At 52.6% G+C, this 17,212-nt stretch carries 17 protein-coding genes; 5 read left to right on the top strand and 12 right to left on the bottom strand.

From position 1 onward, the window contains the following. Positions 1-422 precede the first annotated feature (422 nt). The gene (locus tag HMPREF2954_RS07295; protein WP_039404231.1) at positions 423-941 is read left to right on the top strand and encodes a c-type cytochrome; all 519 of its coding nucleotides are present in this window, start codon (positions 423-425) and stop codon (positions 939-941) included. Positions 942-1,105: 164 nt separating this feature from the next. Here HMPREF2954_RS07295 and HMPREF2954_RS07290 read toward each other — a convergent pair whose 3' ends face one another. From HMPREF2954_RS07290 to HMPREF2954_RS07275, 4 genes are all read right to left on the bottom strand, one after another. Then, complete coding sequence (locus HMPREF2954_RS07290; protein ID WP_003741903.1) at positions 1,106-1,438, bottom strand: zinc ribbon domain-containing protein YjdM; 333 nt, start codon at positions 1,436-1,438, stop codon at positions 1,106-1,108. A gap of 235 nt (positions 1,439-1,673) precedes the next feature. Then, a complete protein-coding gene (locus HMPREF2954_RS07285; RefSeq protein WP_045072671.1) occupies positions 1,674-2,399 on the bottom strand; it encodes a septal ring lytic transglycosylase RlpA family protein in 726 nt (241 codons plus the stop codon). A 150-nt stretch (positions 2,400-2,549) separates the two neighbouring features. Then, positions 2,550-3,014, bottom strand: coding sequence for a tRNA (uridine(34)/cytosine(34)/5-carboxymethylaminomethyluridine(34)-2'-O)-methyltransferase TrmL (trmL, locus tag HMPREF2954_RS07280; protein ID WP_029609785.1), 465 nt, complete (start codon positions 3,012-3,014; stop codon positions 2,550-2,552). 63 nt (positions 3,015-3,077) lie between these two features. Further along, positions 3,078-3,815, bottom strand: coding sequence for a ComF family protein (locus tag HMPREF2954_RS07275; protein ID WP_045072695.1), 738 nt, complete (start codon positions 3,813-3,815; stop codon positions 3,078-3,080). 13 nt (positions 3,816-3,828) lie between these two features. On the opposite strand from HMPREF2954_RS07275, the gene bioH reads away from it, so the two are divergent. Together bioH and HMPREF2954_RS07265 are read left to right on the top strand one after the other, a co-directional pair. Next, on the top strand, positions 3,829-4,575 hold the full coding sequence (bioH, locus tag HMPREF2954_RS07270; protein ID WP_070689070.1) for a pimeloyl-ACP methyl ester esterase BioH: 747 nt from the start codon (positions 3,829-3,831) through the stop codon (positions 4,573-4,575). A 333-nt stretch (positions 4,576-4,908) separates the two neighbouring features. Continuing rightward, positions 4,909-5,697, top strand: a complete 789-nt coding sequence (locus tag HMPREF2954_RS07265; RefSeq protein WP_049227625.1) for a class I SAM-dependent methyltransferase — start codon at positions 4,909-4,911, stop codon at positions 5,695-5,697. A 290-nt stretch (positions 5,698-5,987) separates the two neighbouring features. Here the strand turns inward: HMPREF2954_RS07265 and msrAB are convergent, their stop codons facing one another. Then, positions 5,988-7,556, bottom strand: a complete 1,569-nt coding sequence (gene msrAB / locus HMPREF2954_RS07260; protein WP_070689069.1) for a bifunctional peptide-methionine (S)-S-oxide reductase MsrA/peptide-methionine (R)-S-oxide reductase MsrB — start codon at positions 7,554-7,556, stop codon at positions 5,988-5,990. A 145-nt stretch (positions 7,557-7,701) separates the two neighbouring features. Between msrAB and ftsY the strand changes: the two genes are divergently transcribed. After that, positions 7,702-9,087: a signal recognition particle-docking protein FtsY gene (ftsY, locus tag HMPREF2954_RS07255; RefSeq protein ID WP_082054500.1), complete on the top strand. Its 1,386-nt coding sequence runs from the start codon at positions 7,702-7,704 to the stop codon at positions 9,085-9,087. Between the two features lie 141 nt (positions 9,088-9,228). Here ftsY and HMPREF2954_RS07250 read toward each other — a convergent pair whose 3' ends face one another. The 5 genes from HMPREF2954_RS07250 to recQ form a co-directional block, all read right to left on the bottom strand. Next, on the bottom strand, positions 9,229-9,915 hold the full coding sequence (locus tag HMPREF2954_RS07250; protein ID WP_070689068.1) for an HvfC family RiPP maturation protein: 687 nt from the start codon (positions 9,913-9,915) through the stop codon (positions 9,229-9,231). Continuing rightward, positions 9,905-10,747, bottom strand: coding sequence for an HvfB family MNIO-type RiPP peptide maturase (locus HMPREF2954_RS07245; protein WP_045072678.1), 843 nt, complete (start codon positions 10,745-10,747; stop codon positions 9,905-9,907). Before HMPREF2954_RS07245 ends, HMPREF2954_RS07250 begins: the two co-directional genes overlap by 11 nt. A gap of 107 nt (positions 10,748-10,854) precedes the next feature. Then, a complete protein-coding gene (locus HMPREF2954_RS07240; RefSeq protein ID WP_003755853.1) occupies positions 10,855-11,166 on the bottom strand; it encodes an HvfA family oxazolone/thioamide-modified RiPP metallophore in 312 nt (103 codons plus the stop codon). An 80-nt stretch (positions 11,167-11,246) separates the two neighbouring features. Beyond that, positions 11,247-11,702 carry an HvfX family Cu-binding RiPP maturation protein gene (locus tag HMPREF2954_RS07235; RefSeq protein WP_045072679.1) on the bottom strand — a complete coding sequence of 152 codons (456 nt, stop codon included), beginning with the start codon at positions 11,700-11,702 and terminating at the stop codon, positions 11,247-11,249. A 179-nt stretch (positions 11,703-11,881) separates the two neighbouring features. Further along, complete coding sequence (gene recQ / locus HMPREF2954_RS07230) at positions 11,882-14,194, bottom strand: DNA helicase RecQ (RefSeq protein WP_045072680.1); 2,313 nt, start codon at positions 14,192-14,194, stop codon at positions 11,882-11,884. A gap of 384 nt (positions 14,195-14,578) precedes the next feature. On the opposite strand from recQ, the gene HMPREF2954_RS07225 reads away from it, so the two are divergent. Next, on the top strand, positions 14,579-15,025 hold the full coding sequence (locus HMPREF2954_RS07225; protein WP_045072681.1) for a surface-adhesin E family protein: 447 nt from the start codon (positions 14,579-14,581) through the stop codon (positions 15,023-15,025). 190 nt (positions 15,026-15,215) lie between these two features. Here HMPREF2954_RS07225 and HMPREF2954_RS07220 read toward each other — a convergent pair whose 3' ends face one another. Both HMPREF2954_RS07220 and purD read right to left on the bottom strand, forming a co-directional pair. Further along, positions 15,216-15,785, bottom strand: a complete 570-nt coding sequence (locus HMPREF2954_RS07220; RefSeq protein ID WP_045072698.1) for an L-threonylcarbamoyladenylate synthase — start codon at positions 15,783-15,785, stop codon at positions 15,216-15,218. A 55-nt stretch (positions 15,786-15,840) separates the two neighbouring features. Next, a complete protein-coding gene (purD, locus tag HMPREF2954_RS07215; protein ID WP_045072682.1) occupies positions 15,841-17,112 on the bottom strand; it encodes a phosphoribosylamine--glycine ligase in 1,272 nt (423 codons plus the stop codon). Between the last annotated feature and the right edge of the window lie 100 nt (positions 17,113-17,212).

Genomic DNA, 17,212 nt, shown 5'->3' with positions numbered 1-17,212 from the left:
GCCGTACTGGTTTAAAGTTAATCCACTATAAAAAGGTCGTCTGAAACCTGATGTAGAGTTTCAGACGACCTTTTTGCATGAAAGAAAATAGGGATTGATTGGTTTGAGCATGAGTTGGGATGAAATGGCGCGCCCATAAAAAGCCGGCTTTTAAAGCCAGGATTTTGCAATTGAGCAGGATTTGGGCGGATTTAAAGGCATGGAAAACAAGATTCAAACCGCCCAATAAGCCGGAGGCTATATAGGAATGGTTGTATAGGTGTCAACATTTTCTGCCTTTTTTCAAAACAAAATATGACTTATGCCAATATTTTTACTACAAACCACTACATCAGTGGGAACATGAAAATGATGTGTGTTAGAATTTTTTCAGCTGTTTTATAAAACAGTACCTTAACTAAAAAATTTAAGAAAGATAGAACATGAACAAACTACTAATTGCTGCGATGATGATGGCCGCTTTGTCGGCTTGTTCCCAAGAAGCCAAACAGGAAACTAAGGAAGCGGCTACTGCTGTTGCTTCCGATGTTAAAGATGCTGCCGCTTCTGCCGTTGATACCGTTGCCCCTGCTGTTCAAGAAGCAGCAAGCAAAGTAGAAGATACTGCCGCCAAAGCTGCTTCGGAAGTAAAAGACGCTGCTCCTGCTGAAGCCAAACCGGAAGAAAAACCGGCAGATGCCTCTTCCGCCAAAGTGGACGGCAAGGCCGTTTTCGAAGCCAGCTGTAAAATGTGCCACGGCGGTACCATCCCGGGCGCTCCTGTTGTCGGTAAAAATGACGATTGGGCTCCGCGTATCAAACAAGGCAAAGAAACCTTGCACAAACATGCACTCGAAGGCTTCAACACTATGCCGGCAAAAGGCGGCAATACCAGCCTGAGCGACGACGAAGTCAAAGCGGCGGTCGATTATATGGCCAACCAATCCGGTGCCAAATTCTAAACAGTACAAATCAAAACGCACCTTGCAATAAGGTGCGTTTTTTTATGGGAAAACAGCTTTAAAAAAGGCGAAAACCGTTTGAAAGCAACCCTTACGGAGACAAGTAGCTTTACAAACGGTTTTCAGGTCGGCCTAGCGACCCACCAACAATTATTATACCAACATCATGCTTTTTTGACAAACTCTGATTTCAAATTCATCGCGCTGCCGTCGATTTTGCAACCGATATTGTGGTCGCCTTCTTGCAGGCGTATGCCTTTTACCTTGGTTCCTTGCTTGATGACCATGGAGCTGCCTTTGACTTTGAGGTCCTTAATCAGGACGACGGTGTCGCCGTCTTGCAACACGGCGCCGTTGGCATCTTTGACGCTCAGGGTTTCTTCAGCGGCTTCGCCGTCGTTTTCCGTCCATTCAAACGCGCATTCGGGGCAGATGTATTGGCTGCCGTCTTCGTAGGTGTATTCGGATTGGCATTGCGGGCAAGGTGGGAGGGACATGGTGGGGATTCCTTTGGTTGAGAAGCGGGGAATTATAGTGGATTAAAATAAAAATGAGACAAGGCGGCAACGTCCGCCGTGTACGGGTAGTACATAAGGGCGTTGGCAACGCCGTATCATTGCAATTTTAATCCACTATATAAGGGAAAGGAGGCAAGGATACGACAGCTTTGTACCTAGCTTCAATACAAAACGACCTGTCTTGCAACAGGTCGTCTGAAAACACGGATGCGGCTTAGAGGGACAGCGAAGCTGCCTGAATCAGACCGCGTGCTTTGGCTTCGGCTTCGGCGGCACGCTCTTGCGAGGTGAACGGACCCATTTTGACGACGTATTCGTAGTCGCGTTTCTCCAGGGAAACTCTCGGGTTCATCATGCCGGCGGAAAGGTTTCTCGCCGCCTGGTTCATATAGGCTTGCGCTTCGCGCTCGGTACCGAAGGATTTCAAATCTACGAAAATGTCTTTTCCATCATAAACTTGGGTGCTTTGACCCGGTACGATTTGTTCGACTTTAACATGTGCCGTGCCTTGGTTGATGAAACCTAATTGTTGGGCGGCGGCTTTGGAAACATCGATCACGCGGTTGCCGTGGAAAGGACCGCGGTCGTTGACGCGGACGATGACGCTTTTACCGTTTTTGGTGTTGGTCACACGGGCGTAGCTGGGAATGGGGAGGGTTTTGTGGGCGGCGGTCAGGGCGTTCATGTTGTAACGCTCGCCGCTGGAGGTTTTACGGCCGTGGAACTGGTTGCCGTACCATGAAGCGTTGCCGGTTTGGACGAAGGAGGATACTTTGGTCATCGGCGTGTAGCGTTTGCCGGCGACTTTGTAGCTGCGGTTGGCGGAGGAATGCAGCTTGTCGGCGCGGACGATGGAGTCGGCTGAGGCGGAATGAATGGAAAGGATGCTGATTGCGACGGCAGTCAGGGTGGAGAAAAGGGTAGTTTTAGATAAAGTCAAAACGTAGTCCGTTCTTGAGTTGATAACGCGGCGGGATGGCTCCCAGGCGGTTTCAGACGACGTATCGGCGGTTTGACAAAAACCAAGCTGTTGTCGGACAGTATGGCCTTGGTTTTTGTCAAACGGCTCAGGGAGACTCCCCAGCGGATGTTATACACCGCCTGCGTAACCGTTTTGCCGCCATGCTTCAAACAGAATCACGGCGACGGTGTTGGAAAGATTCATGCTCCGGCTGCCGGGCTTCATGGGCAGGCGCAGCTTTTGCCCTTCGGGCAGGGTGTCGAGGATTTCGGCGGGCAGGCCGCGTGTCTCGGGACCGAACAAAAAGACATCGCCCTCAACAAAGGAAACTTCGTCGGGACGGGTTTTGCCTTTGGTGGTCAGCGCGAAAATGCGGCGGCCTTCCAAGGCTTTGAGACAATCTTCGAAATTCTCGTGTACCGTCAGTTTTGCAAACTCGTGATAATCCAAACCTGCGCGCTTCATTTTTGCCGAATCCAGCGGAAAACCGAGCGGCTTGACCAGATGCAAATCGGCTCCGGTGTTGGCGCACAATCGGATGATATTGCCCGTATTGGGCGGGATTTCGGGTTGGTACAAAACTATGGTAAACATATAAATCAATCACTTATAGAGGGGCATAATGCCGAAATGTTCCGCAGGTGTCAAAAACTTTAGCTATTTTTTCATTGGCGGACGCGCCAAACTCCAGCAAAAAATCTTGCCTGCGCCTGATTTTTTCAGCGTCCGCGCCAATTCGTCCAGCGTCGAGCCGGTGGTGAACACATCGTCGATTAACAAAATATTACAGTTTTTCGAGATATGACCATTGATTTCAAAAGCATTTTTTATATTGCGAACCCTGTCTGCGCTTTTCAGCGTACTTTGCGGCTCGCGATGTCGTCTGAAAACCGTCTGCCGCGGCAGCAGCGTCCAGCCGTAATGTTCGGACAGAATATCCGCCAATTCCTCGCTTTGGTTGAAGCCGCGGTGCAGCCGCCTTTCTTTGCTCAACGGCACGGGCAGCACAAAATCGAAACGCTCCGTTTCCAGCCAGTCGGGCGCATGGCGGCGCATCAGTTCCGCCAGCGGACGGCTCATGCCGAGGTCTGCCAAATGCTTCAATGCGCGTATCATACTGCTGACGGGCGGCTCATAATACAGCGAAGCCCACATCCGCTCAAATGCCGGCGGCTTCTTCTGACAGCCGCCGCACACCGCCCCGCCCTGTATAGTGCGGAAACACAAGGGGCAACTGTTTGCCGCATCCGTAAAAAACTCTTCCAAGTCCGCCGCGCAGCCGCCGCAAAAACCGCCATACGGCCGGGTTTCGCACGCTGAAACCAAGGCGTGGCATAATACGCAACGGCTTTTGTGCCACCATCCCGCATTGCGCCACCAAGAAAACACATCCATAGAGAAAACAGCCATGCCGCACTCCGCCAAAAAAGTTTATCTGATACACGGCTGGGCAGCGAACCACCACGTCTTCGACGACCTCATCCCGCGCCTGCCTGCCGATTGGGACATCCGCGCCCTCGACCTGCCCGGACACGGCGACGCGCCCTTTGCCGAAAACTTCGACATCGCCGCCATTGCCGAAGCCTTCGCCGAAGAAATCGATACACCAGCACACATCCTCGGCTGGTCACTCGGCGGCTTGGTCGCACTCCATCTCGCCGCACGCCGTCCCGACAAAGTCCGTTCGCTCTGCCTGACCGCAAGTTTCGCCCGCCTGACCGCCGACGCGGACTACCCCGAAGGTCTGTCCAATCCCGCTTTGGGCAAAATGGTCGGCGCGTTTCGGCAGGATTATGCCAAACATATCAAACAGTTTCTACAATTACAGTTGCTGCATACACCAAACGCCGCCGAAATCATCGGCAACATCATGCCCGACCTCTCCCGCCACGGCGCACCGCCCGCCCTGCAAGCCGCGTTGGATGCCGTCAACCAAGCCGACGCCCGCCCCCTGCTTTCGAGCATCCAAGCCCCGTCACTTTTGGTGTTCGGACAAAAAGACGCCATCACCCCGCCGCGCATGGGCGAATACCTAAACCGCCATCTGACGGACAGCGAATTGGTCTTGATGGAAAAAGCGGCACACGCCCCGTTTTTAAGCCACGCAGATGAATTTGCCGAACGCTACCGCGATTTTGTTGAAAAGGTCGTCTGAAAAGGCATACTTTGATTTCTTTATAAATATGAATTTGGAAATTAAGGATTAAGGAAATTTTTCTATTTTTAATAGATTAAAATGGCAGAAAACCCGTTTCGTCATTCCCGCGCAGGCGGGAATCCAGAAGTTTGAAATGACGGTAATCTTTGAATATTTCTGAAAACTAGAGGTCTGGATTCCCGCCTGCGCAGAAATGACGACATACAAAGGTTAGGATGAGGGTGGTTTTCGGAGCGCGATATAAGAACATAGAACCGCCATCCCTATACAAACATCAACAACGGTACAAAAACCAACCCTTCAAAAAAAGAAAAAAAGGTCGTCTGAAACATGAACCCCCAAGACAAACGCTGGCAAATCCACCGCCATCTCGCCCAAGACACCGACGAGCGGCTGCAAATCGTCCGCCACGCGCCCAAGCGCGTCCTGCTGGTCGGTGCGGACGCGGACATCAGCCGCAGCCTGCTTGCCGCGCGCTATCCGAACGCGGTATTCGAAGAATACGACCCACGCGCCGACTTCCTCCAAACCGCCGCAGCGGCGCGCAAAAGCGGTTTTTGGCAAAAACTTACCGGCAAAACCGTCGCCCAACACTGTCAAGCCCTGACCGACCCGCTGCCCGAAGCCGCTGCCGATATGTTGTGGGCGAACCTCAGCCTGCCCCGCGCGGACGAAATCCTGCCCGTCCTCAAAAACTGGGCAAACGCCTTGAAAACAGACGGTTTATTATTCTTCACCCATTTCGGCCGCGACAGCCTGACCGAGCTGACAGGTCGTTTGAAAAACGCGGGGATAACGTGTGAAACGCCGACCTTAATCGATATGCACGACCTCGGCGACATGCTTGCCGACAACGGTTTCTACGACCCCGTTACCGATACCGCCAAGCTCGAATTGAGCTACCGCAAGGCAGCGACATTCCGGCAGGACATGGAAACCTTAGGGCTATGGCACGCCTTGAAATTCAGCGATACCCAAGCGGCTGAAGCGTTTGTGGATAAGATTTTCGAAACCGAAGGCGGTCTGACCGTCACGCTCGAAACCGTGTACGGCCATGCCGTGAAGAAACTGACGCTGCCCGAGGGGGAAAATGTGGTGCGGTTTTATCCGAAGGGCTGAACGGTTTGGCGGAATAAATGAAAGGTCGTCTGAAAACGTCTAACGAATGGCGTTAAAACGTTTTCAGACGACCTTTCTTCCTTAGCTGATTCACTCAATTCAATACGCCTATTCCCATCGGTTGTCATTTTCACGCAGGCGGAAATCCAGAGGCTTGAAATGACGGAAACCGCGAAACATTTCTGAAAATGATGGTATGCACGTTTCTTATTTCGATTCACTAAAATTTGCGGGCCGGGCATTCATACCCGACCCGCCGTTTTCAGACGACCTTTCGTGCTGTCGCACCTTTATTTCACTTTGCCTTTCAACGAGCCGTAGCCTGCGGCGTCCATTTGTTCCAGCGGGATGAATTTCAGGCTTGCGCCGTTGATGCAGTAACGCAGTCCGCCTTTGTCTTGCGGACCGTCGGCGAAGACGTGTCCCAAGTGCGAATCGGCGGCATGGCTGCGCACTTCGGTGCGGCGCATGTTGTAGCTGAAATCGTCGTGTTCGGTAACGGCGGCGGCGTTAATCGGGCGGGTGAAGCTCGGCCAGCCGCAGCCGGAATCGAATTTGTCGGCAGAGCTGAACAGGGGTTCGCCGCTGACGACGTCCACATAAATGCCGGGTTTGAACAGATGGTCGTATTCGTGGCTGAAGGCGTATTCGGTCGCGCTTTTTTGGGTAACTTGGTATTGCTCTTCGGTCAGGATGCGTTTGAGTTCGGCATCACTGGGTTTTTTATACGTTGCCGCGTCGAAGCCTTTGCCTTGCGGGGCGGCTTTGGTTTTACCCGGCAGCGGTTCGTCGGCTTTGCGGATGTCGATGTGGCAGTAGCCGTTGGGGTTTTTAATCAGGTAGTCCTGATGGTATTCCTCGGCGTCGTAGAAGTTTTTCAGCGGCTCGTTTTCGACGACAAGGGGCTGTTTGTATTTTTGCTGCTCGCGTTTGAGGGCGGCGGCGATGACGGCTTTTTCGGCGGGATCGGTGTAGTACACGCCGCTGCGGTATTGCGTGCCGGTGTCGTTGCCTTGTTTGTTGAGGCTGGTCGGGTCAACGACGCGGAAATAGTATTGCAGGATGTCGTCGAGGCTGAGTTTGTCGGCATCGTAGGTGACTTTGACGGTCTCGGCATGGCCCGTGTCGCGGTAGGATACGTCTTCGTAGCTCGGGTTTTGCGTTTTGCCGTTGGCGTAGCCGGATACTGCGTCAACCACGCCGTCTATGCGTTGGAAATAGGCTTCCAAGCCCCAGAAGCAGCCGCCGGCGAGGTAGATGGTGCGCGTGTTCATGATTTTTGAATCCTTTTTCTGTGTGTCGGGTTTGTAGAACGCGTTTTTCAGACGACCTATATCGGCATTCGGATCGCGGATTAACGCCAACGCCTGTGCTTCGTTGATGCTGCCTTTGACGATGCGCTGCACGTCGCCGTCTTTACCGATTAACGCCCAAGAAGGATAAACGCTGATGTTCAGGCTTTGGGCGATGGTGCCGCCGTTGTCGGTCACGACAGGCAGCTTGGGATAGTTCAAACCGGCATACCATTTTTGGAAGTCGCCGTCTTTTTTCTCGTGCAGAAAGCCGGGCGACGCGACGGTAATCAGGTTGGCGGAACTGAACCGCTTGTCCTGCGCCCATTTTTCGGTCTGCCCCAATTCGGACAGACACAAAGGACACCAGCTTGCCCAGAATTTAATCAGGGTCGGTTTGTCTTTTTTCAAGTAAACACTGGCAGGGCGGTTGTCCGCGGTTTTCAAAGTGGACAAAGTGTGCGGTACGGTCGCGGCTTCGGCATCGGCGATTTTGGGCGAACAGGCACCCAGCGCAAACAGGCAGCCGAACTTGGCGCAAAGGGAAAAGAAGGTACGGGGTTTCATCTCTATGTTTCCTGTGTGGATGGTTTGTATGATTAGACGTTGAAGATGCCAAAACCTTACAGCCTGGATTTTCAGACGACCTTGCCGCGTAAAATACGCTACAATACGCCCTATTTCAAGCTTCTAAAATTAAAAGGAAAATTCAATGTTCAGCTTCTTCCGCCGCAAGAAAAAACAGGAAACGCCCGCTCAAGAAGAAACCCGCATTCAGGAAACCGCCGCCGAAGCCGTAGAACGCGCCGAAACCACCGTTTCGCAAACGCTTGAAACGGTTCAGGAAAACATCGGCGAAAAAGCGGAAGAGCTGACGGCGGCAGTTGAAACGGCGGTAGAAAGTACCAAAGAGCACGCCGAAGAAATCTGCGAGACTGTGGTTGAACATGTTTCCGAAACGGTCGGACACATCCGCGAGGCAGTCAGTGAAACGTCGTCTGAAACGGTCGAACAAGTGGAAGAACGCGTGGAAGCGGTCAGCGACGGGTCGTCTGAAACCGCAGAAGCCGTCGAAACTCAAGCCGAAGCCGCGCCTGCAACATCTGAAGAACATTCCGTAGCAGCCTTTGACAATACAGTCGTCGCCACGTCGTCTGAAACTTCTGAGCCGCCCGAAACCGAACCCAAACTCGGCTGGGCGGCGCGTTTGAAACAGGGTTTGACCAAATCGCGCGACAAAATGGCGAAATCGTTGGCGGGCGTGTTCGGCGGAGGGCAAATCGACGAAAATTTGTACGAAGAGCTGGAAACCGTGCTGATTACCAGCGACATGGGCATGGAAGCGACGGAATACCTGATGAAAGACGTGCGCAACCGCGTCAGCCTCAAGGGGCTGAAAGACGGCAACGAGTTGCGCGGCGCATTGAAAGAAGCTTTGTACGACTTGATTAAGCCATTGGAAAAACCGCTGGTCTTGCCCGACACGAAAGAGCCGTTCGTCATCATGTTGGCGGGCATCAACGGCGCGGGTAAGACCACTTCCATCGGCAAACTCGCCAAATATTTCCAAGCTCAGGGCAAATCCGTGCTGCTTGCCGCAGGCGACACCTTCCGCGCCGCCGCCCGCGAGCAGCTTCAAGCATGGGGCGAACGCAACAACGTAACCGTCATTTCGCAAACCACGGGCGATTCCGCCGCCGTCTGCTTCGATGCCGTCCAAGCCGCCAAAGCGCGCGGCATCGACATCGTGCTGGCCGACACCGCCGGCCGCCTGCCCACGCAGCTTCATTTGATGGAAGAAATCAAAAAAGTGAAGCGCGTGCTGCAAAAAGCGATGCCCGACGCGCCGCACGAAATCATCGTCGTCCTCGATGCCAACATCGGGCAAAACGCTGTCAACCAAGTCAAAGCCTTTGACGATGCGCTGGGGCTGACGGGGCTGATTGTGACCAAACTCGACGGTACGGCAAAAGGCGGCATCCTTGCCGCGCTTGCCTCCGACCGCCCCGTCCCCGTCCGCTATATCGGCGTGGGCGAAGGCATAGACGATTTGCGCCCGTTTGACGCGCGCGCTTTTGTGGACGCGTTGCTCGATTGATACCGCCGCATGGTAAAACAGTAAACAAGAAGGTCGTCTGAAAAGTTTTCAGACGACCTTTTTCTTTTTGCAGCTGTCCTAGTAAATACGGCAGCCTGCTAATACATTGCTCTTAAAATGCGAATCTTGATTACCATCGGCTTATGTGGCAACCAAAATACCTTGTTCCAGCCAATCCATCCATTTTTGCCTTAATGCGTCCTGCCAGCCGCTTTCAGACGACATGAACTCTGCCAGCATGGTTTGCAGGCCGTTCAGGGAGGTGGGCGTGTCTGCCAGCGTTTCCAGCAATAATGCGTCGAAATTGTCGAGGGTTTGGTACATCACGTCGTCTTCCTTATCGCGCCACACCAAAACGGCGGTTTCCGCCTCCTGCAATTCGTCGGTAACGTCATACTGATAACGGCGGACGAAGGCAGCGGGAGAAAGGGTGTACGCCAAATCGTCTGAATCGGCGGACGAGACTTGGCTGTCGGTTTGGGCGACTTCGGCGAGCAGTTGGGTGTGTTCGAAGTCCATCAGTGCCAAGAGGTCGTCTGAAAGCGGCAGGCTTTGGCAGTATTGGAGGAATTCGCCGGCGATTTCTTGGAAATAGGGGGTTTGGGCGCGCGCGTCTCGGATGAAGCCTTCTTTCAGACGACCCCATTCTCCGCTGTCGAAATATTGCGGCGTTTCGGTATAACAACGGTCGATGAAGCTGTGGATATTGTTGCGTATCAGGCGGATATAGACGTTCAGGCGGTCTTGTGGCAAGCCGTCGGCGGCTTCGCCCTCGCGTATGGCTTGGGCAAAGCGTTGTTGGTATTGGGCGGAGGTTTCAGGCTGCACGGCGGTATTCCTTTCCGGCACGCGTTTGGTATTCGGCGATTTTGGCGACTTCGGCTTCGAGTTCGGCAAAAGGCGGGAAATTGAAATCGCGTTCCAACAGGGTGGGCGGGATGGTCGGCAGCTTGGTGTAGGCGAGTTCAAGCAAGTCCCAAACGGTCGGTAAAACTGCCGCGCCGTGGGTATCAATCAACAATTCGGGCGTTTCGACATCGTGTCCGGCGATGTGGATGTAGCACACGCGCTCTGCGTCAACGTTTTCTAAAAAAGCCTCTGGCGACAACAGTCCGTGATTGACGGCGTTGACGTAGATATTGTTCACATCGAGATGAATGCCGCAGTCGGCTTCGCGTGCAACGGCGTTAAGGAACTCTACTTCGTTCATTTCGGCAAGCGGGGAATGCAGGTAGTAGGAGGTGTTTTCTACGGCGATGCGGCAGCCCAACCGGTCTTGCACTTCGCGGATACGCCGCGCGGTATACCGCACCATCTCTTCGGTGAAGGGCAGCGGCAACAGGTCGTAGAGATGGCCGCCGTCGTGGCAGTAGCTCAAATGGTCGGAGAAAAACGTGCAATCGTAACGGCGCATCATCTCTTTGATGCCGTCTATCAAAGCGGTATCCAGCGGGGCTTGTCCGCCCAGCGACATGGATAATCCGTGCAACGCCAATGGCAGCCGTTCCGCCACGCGGTCAAACTGTTTACGCGCTCTGCCGCCCATTTTCAGCCAGTTTTCGGGTGCGGCTTCGATAAAGCGTATCGGACTGTCGTCTGAAAGCGAGAGGAAGTCTTCCGCCAAGTCGCGGCGGTAGCCTAAGCCTGCGTGTTGAATCATGATGTTGCTCCGTTTTGGATGGTGTTCCGACGGTTTTGGTAAGAAATTGCTGTTAAAATCATATAAAAAGCCGCATTTATCAATAAAATGCGGCTTTTTGTTCTAAATTATTTAGAACCGCATTTGCCTTCGCCGCATTTGCCTTCAACTGCTTTAGCTTTGGCTTTTGCTGCTTTGGCGTTTTTAGCAGGGGCTTTTTTCACGGTTGAACCGCATTTACCCTCGCCACATTTGCCTTCGCCTGCTTTAGGAGCAGCGGCACCGCATGAACCTTCAGCAGCCTTAGCCGCACCGCAAGAGCCTTGGGCAGATTTTTGAACGCCTGCTTTGCTGCTTACCGGTTTGTCAGCGGCAACAACGCCGGCAGCCAAAGACAAAGACAAAGCACCAGCAAGGGCAGCGGCTACATTTTTTTTCATATTGATTTCCTTTTTAAAGTATCAGTTAAACAGATTAAGAATTTGAGTTGGCGCGTTTAAAGTCCGCTCCACGACCTTTTTTATTGATTTCCGACGCGGCATTTCGGGCAGAAGCGTTTTTTCAACAGCGCATCCATCGATAAACAGCCCGCGCCTTGAAGCAGAATCGGGATTAAAACCACGATATAAATCAAAGCCATTTTATAGCCGTTGTCGCAGACATTATAACCCGCACCCGCATGGACTGCCGCCCATGCTACCCCCGTTACAATGATTAATCCCAAGGCAGACAGACGGGTTGCCAATCCTAAAAGCAGCAAAACCGGAAAAACCAGCTCCGCCCACATCGCCAAGTTCCAATTCACGCTGTCGGGCAGCAAATTGAACGGAAAGGGGAATTGGTCATTGATTTCGGCAAACCAGTTTTCGCCGCTCCATTTTTGCATGCCCGATTCCCAAAATTCGTAAGCGGCAAACAGGCGCAAAACCAATAAGCCTAAAGCCGATTGCCACGGGGCTGTGATATTCGTTTTCATGATAACCGTTCCATAAAATCGTTTCATGCCCGATTAGACGTGGCAGCTTGAGAATGCTTACAGGTAAATTGAAAAAATTTTGTTTGTTATTGTTTTATAAAGATATTAATATTCAGAAGGTCGTCTGAAAACCTTTATACAGGGTTTTCAGACGACCTTTTTCTGTGTCTTTTTAACGGTCAATCCGCCGTGCAGATTTCTACGATTTCTTCGCCGTATTGCTCCAACCATTCCCCGCTCACACCCTCGATTTTAGAAAGCGCCGTCAAGGTTTGCGGCCGAACTTTGGCGATGGCGCGTAAAGTCTGTTTTTTGGCGACAGCGTGCATCTCTCCGCCTTCATATCGGGCAGTGTCGAGACACCATTGGAACAGGCGGCGGGCGAGCTGGCGTTCTGCCTGTTTCGGCTCGGAAAGCCCGTCTGCGTAGGGGCGGCAGATGTCGAGTATTGCCTGCCCGTATTGGGCAATTCTTTCGCTGCCGATGCCGTAGATGCCGAGCAAATCGGCTTCTTCGGCGGGCGTGAAGACGACGAGGTCGGTCAGGCTGATGTTGGAAAGGACTTTACCCAAGGCGCATTGTTTGGCGGCTGCCTGCTCGGCACGCCAAGTTTCCAGCTTTTGCTGTAATTGCTGTTCGCGCTCGGTTTGGGGGGTGAATAGGGGTTCTTCGTTGCCCGTTTGTCCGCTTTGGTTTTCGGCGGCGTTCTCGCAGACATTGAGGATGTCGATGCCGAATTTGTTGATTTTTGCCTCGCCTAAACCGTAGATTTGGTGCAAATCTTCCAGCGTTTGCGGCATTTTTTCGACGATGTCGCGCAGGGTTTTGTCGCCGCAGACGACGTAGGCGGGGACTTCTTCGGCATGGGCGCGCTGCTGCCGCCAATGCCGCAATGCCTGCCATAGGCGTTCTTCGCGTTCGGTACGCAGCCAGTTGTCTTTGGGCTTTTGAGTGGCGGCTTTTTCGCGGCGCAGCGGGCGCAACATGACTTCGGTTTCGCCTTTGAGGACTTTTTTTGCGGCCTCGGTCAGTTGCAATGCCTGATATTGGGCAATGTTGACGGTGAGGTAGCCGAGGCTGATGCATTGGCGGATGACGCTGCGCCATTCTTTGTCGGTTTGCCCGCTGCCGATGCCGAAGGTGGAGAGTTTGTCGTGGCCGTTGCGCCGTATCCAGTCGTCGCTTTTACCGCGCAGCAGGTTGATGATATAGCCGGCAGCAAAGCGTTGTCCGGCGCGATATACGCAACTGAGGAGCTTTTGTACGAGGACGGTGCCGTCGAAGCGTACGGGCGGATGCAGGCAGTTGTCGCAATGGCCGCAAGGGGCGGATTCTTCCCCAAAATGTTTGAGCAGGAGAACGCGGCGGCAGGCGGCAGTTTCGCAGACGGAAAGCATGGCATCGAGCTTCTGCATTTCGATTTGTTTCTGCACTTCGTCGCTGTTGCCTTCGGCGATGCGCTCGCGCAGCAATACCCAGTCGTTCAGACCGTAACACAGCCAACTCACGGCAGGCAGCCCGTCCCGCCCGGCGCGGCCGGATTCTTGGTAGAAATGTTCGACGCTTTGGGGCATATCGAGATGGGCGACGAAGCGCACGTCCGGTTTGTCTATGCCCATACCGAAGGCAACGGTGGCGACAACGATAATGTTGTCCTCGCGGGTAAAACGGCGTTGGTTTGCTTCGCGCACTTCCATGCTCAAGCCGGCATGGTAGGGAATCGCGTCCAATCCGTTTTCGCAGAGGAATTGGGCGATGTCTTCGACTTTTTTGCGGCTGAGGCAATAGACGATGCCGCTTTGCCCTTCCATTTCTTTGCGGATGAAGTCGAGAAGCTGCTTTTTGCCGTTGTTTTTTTCGATAACCTGATAATAGATATTCGGGCGGTCAAAGCTGGAGATGAATTCGGGCGCGTCTTCGAGATGGAGGAAATGTTTGATGTCGGCGCGGGTCGCCGCATCGGCGGTCGCGGTCAGGGCGATGCGCGGCACTTGCGGATAGCGTTCGGCAAGCAGCCCTAATTGCTGGTATTCGGGACGGAAATCGTGCCCCCATTGGCTGACGCAATGCGCTTCGTCTATGGCGAAAAGGCTGATGGTTTGCTGGTCGAGAAAACGCAGGAAACGGTCGGTAACGAGCCGCTCCGGTGCGACGTAGAGCAGTTTCAGACGACCTTGGGCAAGTTTGTCCGCCACTTCGCGGGCTTCTTCCACTGTCGTGCTGCTGTTGACCGCCGCTGCTTCTATGCCTGCGGCGTGCAGGCTCGCCACTTGGTCGTTCATCAGGGCAATCAGCGGCGAAACGACGATGGCGACGCCTTCGCGCATCAGTGCGGGAATTTGGTAACACAACGACTTGCCCCCGCCCGTCGGCATCAATACCAGCAGGCTTCCGCCGCCTGCCAATGTATTGACGACAGCCTCCTGCTTGCCGCGAAATTCGGGATAGCCGAATACTTCGTGCAAAATCTGTTGGGCGGAAGGCTGGGGCATGATGGTTCCGTAGGGAGGAAAAAACGTTATTTTAGCGGTTTTAGACACTGCCTGCATGGGGGATATTTGAGTTGTCCACATGAGGTTGTCTGAAAACGGATTATGCTTGGTTGGGTATCGCAGATTGATTTTTGATTGAGACAAGATGGCGGAACTGCCGGCAATACGGGTGTAGGAAACTGGTTTACTCAATGCGTTACCGTTCTTTTTAATCTCAGGCGAAGCGGCGGCATACCGGTTTCCAGTCAATCGGCTAGAAAACCTGTTTTCAGACGACCTTTTCATTTTTTGGCGGTTTTAAGACTTTGCAAAGCCGATTTACTGCCCCGCTGTCTTCGCGCATAATACGGCAGTCTAATAATTTATCCTAAGCAACCGAAACTTATGAACATCAAACACTTTTCCCTTATTTCGACTTTATCGGCAGCCCTGCTCCTGAGCGCCTGTCAAACGACTACGACCACAAGCGGCGGTGTCAGCAGCAACTGGGACAACATCGGCACGATTTCCGACGGCAATATCAAGGTGGCGATTGATAAAAACAGCATCAAGAAAAACGGTAATTTGGTTACTTTCCGCGATAGAAAAACCGTATCGAAGATGAAGGAAGAACGCTTCGTCAACACGCCTGCCTACAAAACCGCCATCGGCGACTGGGAAATCCATTGCACCAACAAAACCTACCGTCTGACCGCTTTGCAGCTTCTTGACGAACACGGCAAAGAAATTTCCAAACACAGCTACACCGCGACGAATATCCGCCCGATGAGCGTAATGAACGGTACGATTACCGAAAAACAATTTGAAGCCGTATGCGGCAGCAAGCTCTGATGCCCAACTTATCTACATACTTATCCACAAGATAGTCAAATCAAAAGGTCGTCTGAAAACCATGAATATGGGGATTCAGACGACCTTTTTGGTTCTTTCGGGAAAGTTATATTCAGGATTATCCACATTTTCTCAAATAAGCGGTTTATCGGTTCAAAGCATAATTCCACTCATCCTATCCATCCGATTTCTAACGCAAACGAACGCCTGTTTCCCCATCAATAATCTGACTCGGCGACCTTTGTTTGCCGATTAAACCGCCAACTACCCATACATCCCTTCCAAACTGCCTTCTCACTTCCCGCTCCGTCTTACACGCGCGTTTGCCTGCGCGATTGCACGAAGTTGAGACCAAAGGCGTTTTCAAAGCCTGACACAAGCGGCGCGCACCTGCATGGGCAGGAACCCTGACCGCCAGTTTGCTGCGTCTTTTTCCGCGCAATGCGGGCAAAACGTCAGCAGCCGCAGGAAGCAGAAAGGTTTTGGGCGCAGGCCATTCGTTTCTGAGCATGGTTTGAATGTTTTCAGACGACCTTTTAAGTAGGGGCTGTAATTGCTCCAATTGGTTGCCAATGACAATCATGCCTTTATGTTGCGGTCTTTTTTTCAGATGAATCAGTCGGTTGAGCGCTTTGGGCAAGGTCGGGATACAGCCTATGCCGTAGCAGGACTCGGTAGGATAGGCGACCAAGCCGCCTTTTTTAAGATGGGATTGCAGCTTGCGAAGCGTCGAAGCTGAAAGGATTCTGGGGAATAGCATGATAGGGAAGGTCGTCTGAAACGCAATCATGTTTTCAGACGACCTGTTTCTTTGATTAATGGTTGATGGCTTTGTCGGCAATGTCTTTACGGTATTGCATACCGTCGAAGCTGATTTTTTCCAATGCGCTATACGCCTTGGCCTTCGCTTGCGCCACATCGTCGCCCAATCCTACGACACACAATACGCGGCCGCCGTTGGTCAATACGTCGCCTTTCTCGTTTGCCGTTGTGCCTGCATGGAAAACTTTGCCAATTTGGTTGGCGTCATCCAGACCGGAAATAACATCGCCTTTTTTAGGCGTTTCGGGGTAATTTTGCGCCGCCAGCACCACGCCTACGGCAGTTTGCGGGTTCCATTCTGCAGTTACGCTATCGAGTTTGCCGTCTATTGCCGCTTCGACCAAATCCGACAAGTCGCTGTTCAGACGACTCATAATCGGCTGAGTTTCTGGATCACCAAAACGGCAGTTAAACTCAATCGTATAAGGTGCGCCACTTTGATCAATCATCAAACCCGCGTACAGGAAACCGGTAAACTCATGCCCTTCCGCTTTCATACCCGCCACGGTCGGCAAAATAATCTCGTTCATCGCGCGCTCGTACACGGCAGGCGTTACCACAGGCGCGGGACTGTACGCGCCCATGCCACCCGTATTTGGGCCTTTATCGCCGTCTAAAAGACGCTTGTGGTCTTGGCTGGTCGCCATAGGCAATACATGATTGCCATCAACCATGACGATAAAGCTCGCTTCTTCGCCTTGCAGGAAATCTTCAATCACAACGCGCGCGCCGGCATTACCCATTTTGTTGCCTAGCAGCATATCGTCAATCGCAGCATGCGCTTCATCCAAAGTCATCGCCACAATCACGCCTTTACCTGCCGCCAAACCATCGGCTTTGATGACGATGGGCGCACCTTTCTGATTGACGTAATCATGTGCAGCATCGGCGTTTTCAAAGGTCTGATATTGCGCAGTTGGAATGCTGTATTTCACCATAAATGCTTTGGCAAAATCTTTAGAACTTTCCAGCTGCGCCGCATATTGTGTCGGACCAAATATTTTCAGTCCTGCGACACGGAAATCATCCACAATACCCGCCGCCAAAGGCGCTTCAGGGCCGACGACGGTAAAAGCAATATTTTCTTTACGACAGAATTCAATCAAATCCTGATGCGCAGTCAAGGCGATGTTTTGCAACTTGGGTTCAATCGCCGTACCGGCATTACCGGGCGCAACAAATACTGTTTCCACTTTGGGCGACTGCGCCAATTTCCAAGCCAGCGCGTGTTCGCGACCGCCATTACCGATAACCAGCAGTTTCATGCCATCTCCTTGACAAATATGTACTTTTAACGAAAACTCGATACAAGGGGACTTTTGTCCCATTTGAAGAAATTTTAGTGGAATCAAACAAAAGACCGCT

It is taken from the genome of Neisseria sp. HMSC067H09 (assembly GCF_001814135.1).
In the GTDB taxonomy this organism is placed as follows: Bacteria; Pseudomonadota; Gammaproteobacteria; order Burkholderiales; family Neisseriaceae; genus Neisseria.
This window is presented reverse-complemented; position numbering and strand designations above follow the sequence as displayed.

Coding starts and splice junctions, on each gene's coding strand:
- HMPREF2954_RS07295 (WP_039404231.1), top strand. CDS start 423: ATGAACAAACTACTAATTGCTGCGATGATGATGGCCGCTTTGTCGGCT.
- HMPREF2954_RS07290 (WP_003741903.1), bottom strand. CDS start 1,438: ATGTCCCTCCCACCTTGCCCGCAATGCCAATCCGAATACACCTACGAA.
- trmL (WP_029609785.1), bottom strand. CDS start 3,014: ATGTTTACCATAGTTTTGTACCAACCCGAAATCCCGCCCAATACGGGC.
- HMPREF2954_RS07275 (WP_045072695.1), bottom strand. CDS start 3,815: ATGGATGTGTTTTCTTGGTGGCGCAATGCGGGATGGTGGCACAAAAGC.
- bioH (WP_070689070.1), top strand. CDS start 3,829: ATGCCGCACTCCGCCAAAAAAGTTTATCTGATACACGGCTGGGCAGCG.
- HMPREF2954_RS07265 (WP_049227625.1), top strand. CDS start 4,909: ATGAACCCCCAAGACAAACGCTGGCAAATCCACCGCCATCTCGCCCAA.
- msrAB (WP_070689069.1), bottom strand. CDS start 7,556: ATGAAACCCCGTACCTTCTTTTCCCTTTGCGCCAAGTTCGGCTGCCTG.
- ftsY (WP_082054500.1), top strand. CDS start 7,702: ATGTTCAGCTTCTTCCGCCGCAAGAAAAAACAGGAAACGCCCGCTCAA.
- HMPREF2954_RS07245 (WP_045072678.1), bottom strand. CDS start 10,747: ATGATTCAACACGCAGGCTTAGGCTACCGCCGCGACTTGGCGGAAGAC.
- HMPREF2954_RS07240 (WP_003755853.1), bottom strand. CDS start 11,166: ATGAAAAAAAATGTAGCCGCTGCCCTTGCTGGTGCTTTGTCTTTGTCT.
- HMPREF2954_RS07235 (WP_045072679.1), bottom strand. CDS start 11,702: ATGAAAACGAATATCACAGCCCCGTGGCAATCGGCTTTAGGCTTATTG.
- recQ (WP_045072680.1), bottom strand. CDS start 14,194: ATGCCCCAGCCTTCCGCCCAACAGATTTTGCACGAAGTATTCGGCTAT.
- HMPREF2954_RS07225 (WP_045072681.1), top strand. CDS start 14,579: ATGAACATCAAACACTTTTCCCTTATTTCGACTTTATCGGCAGCCCTG.
- HMPREF2954_RS07220 (WP_045072698.1), bottom strand. CDS start 15,785: ATGCTATTCCCCAGAATCCTTTCAGCTTCGACGCTTCGCAAGCTGCAA.
- purD (WP_045072682.1), bottom strand. CDS start 17,112: ATGAAACTGCTGGTTATCGGTAATGGCGGTCGCGAACACGCGCTGGCT.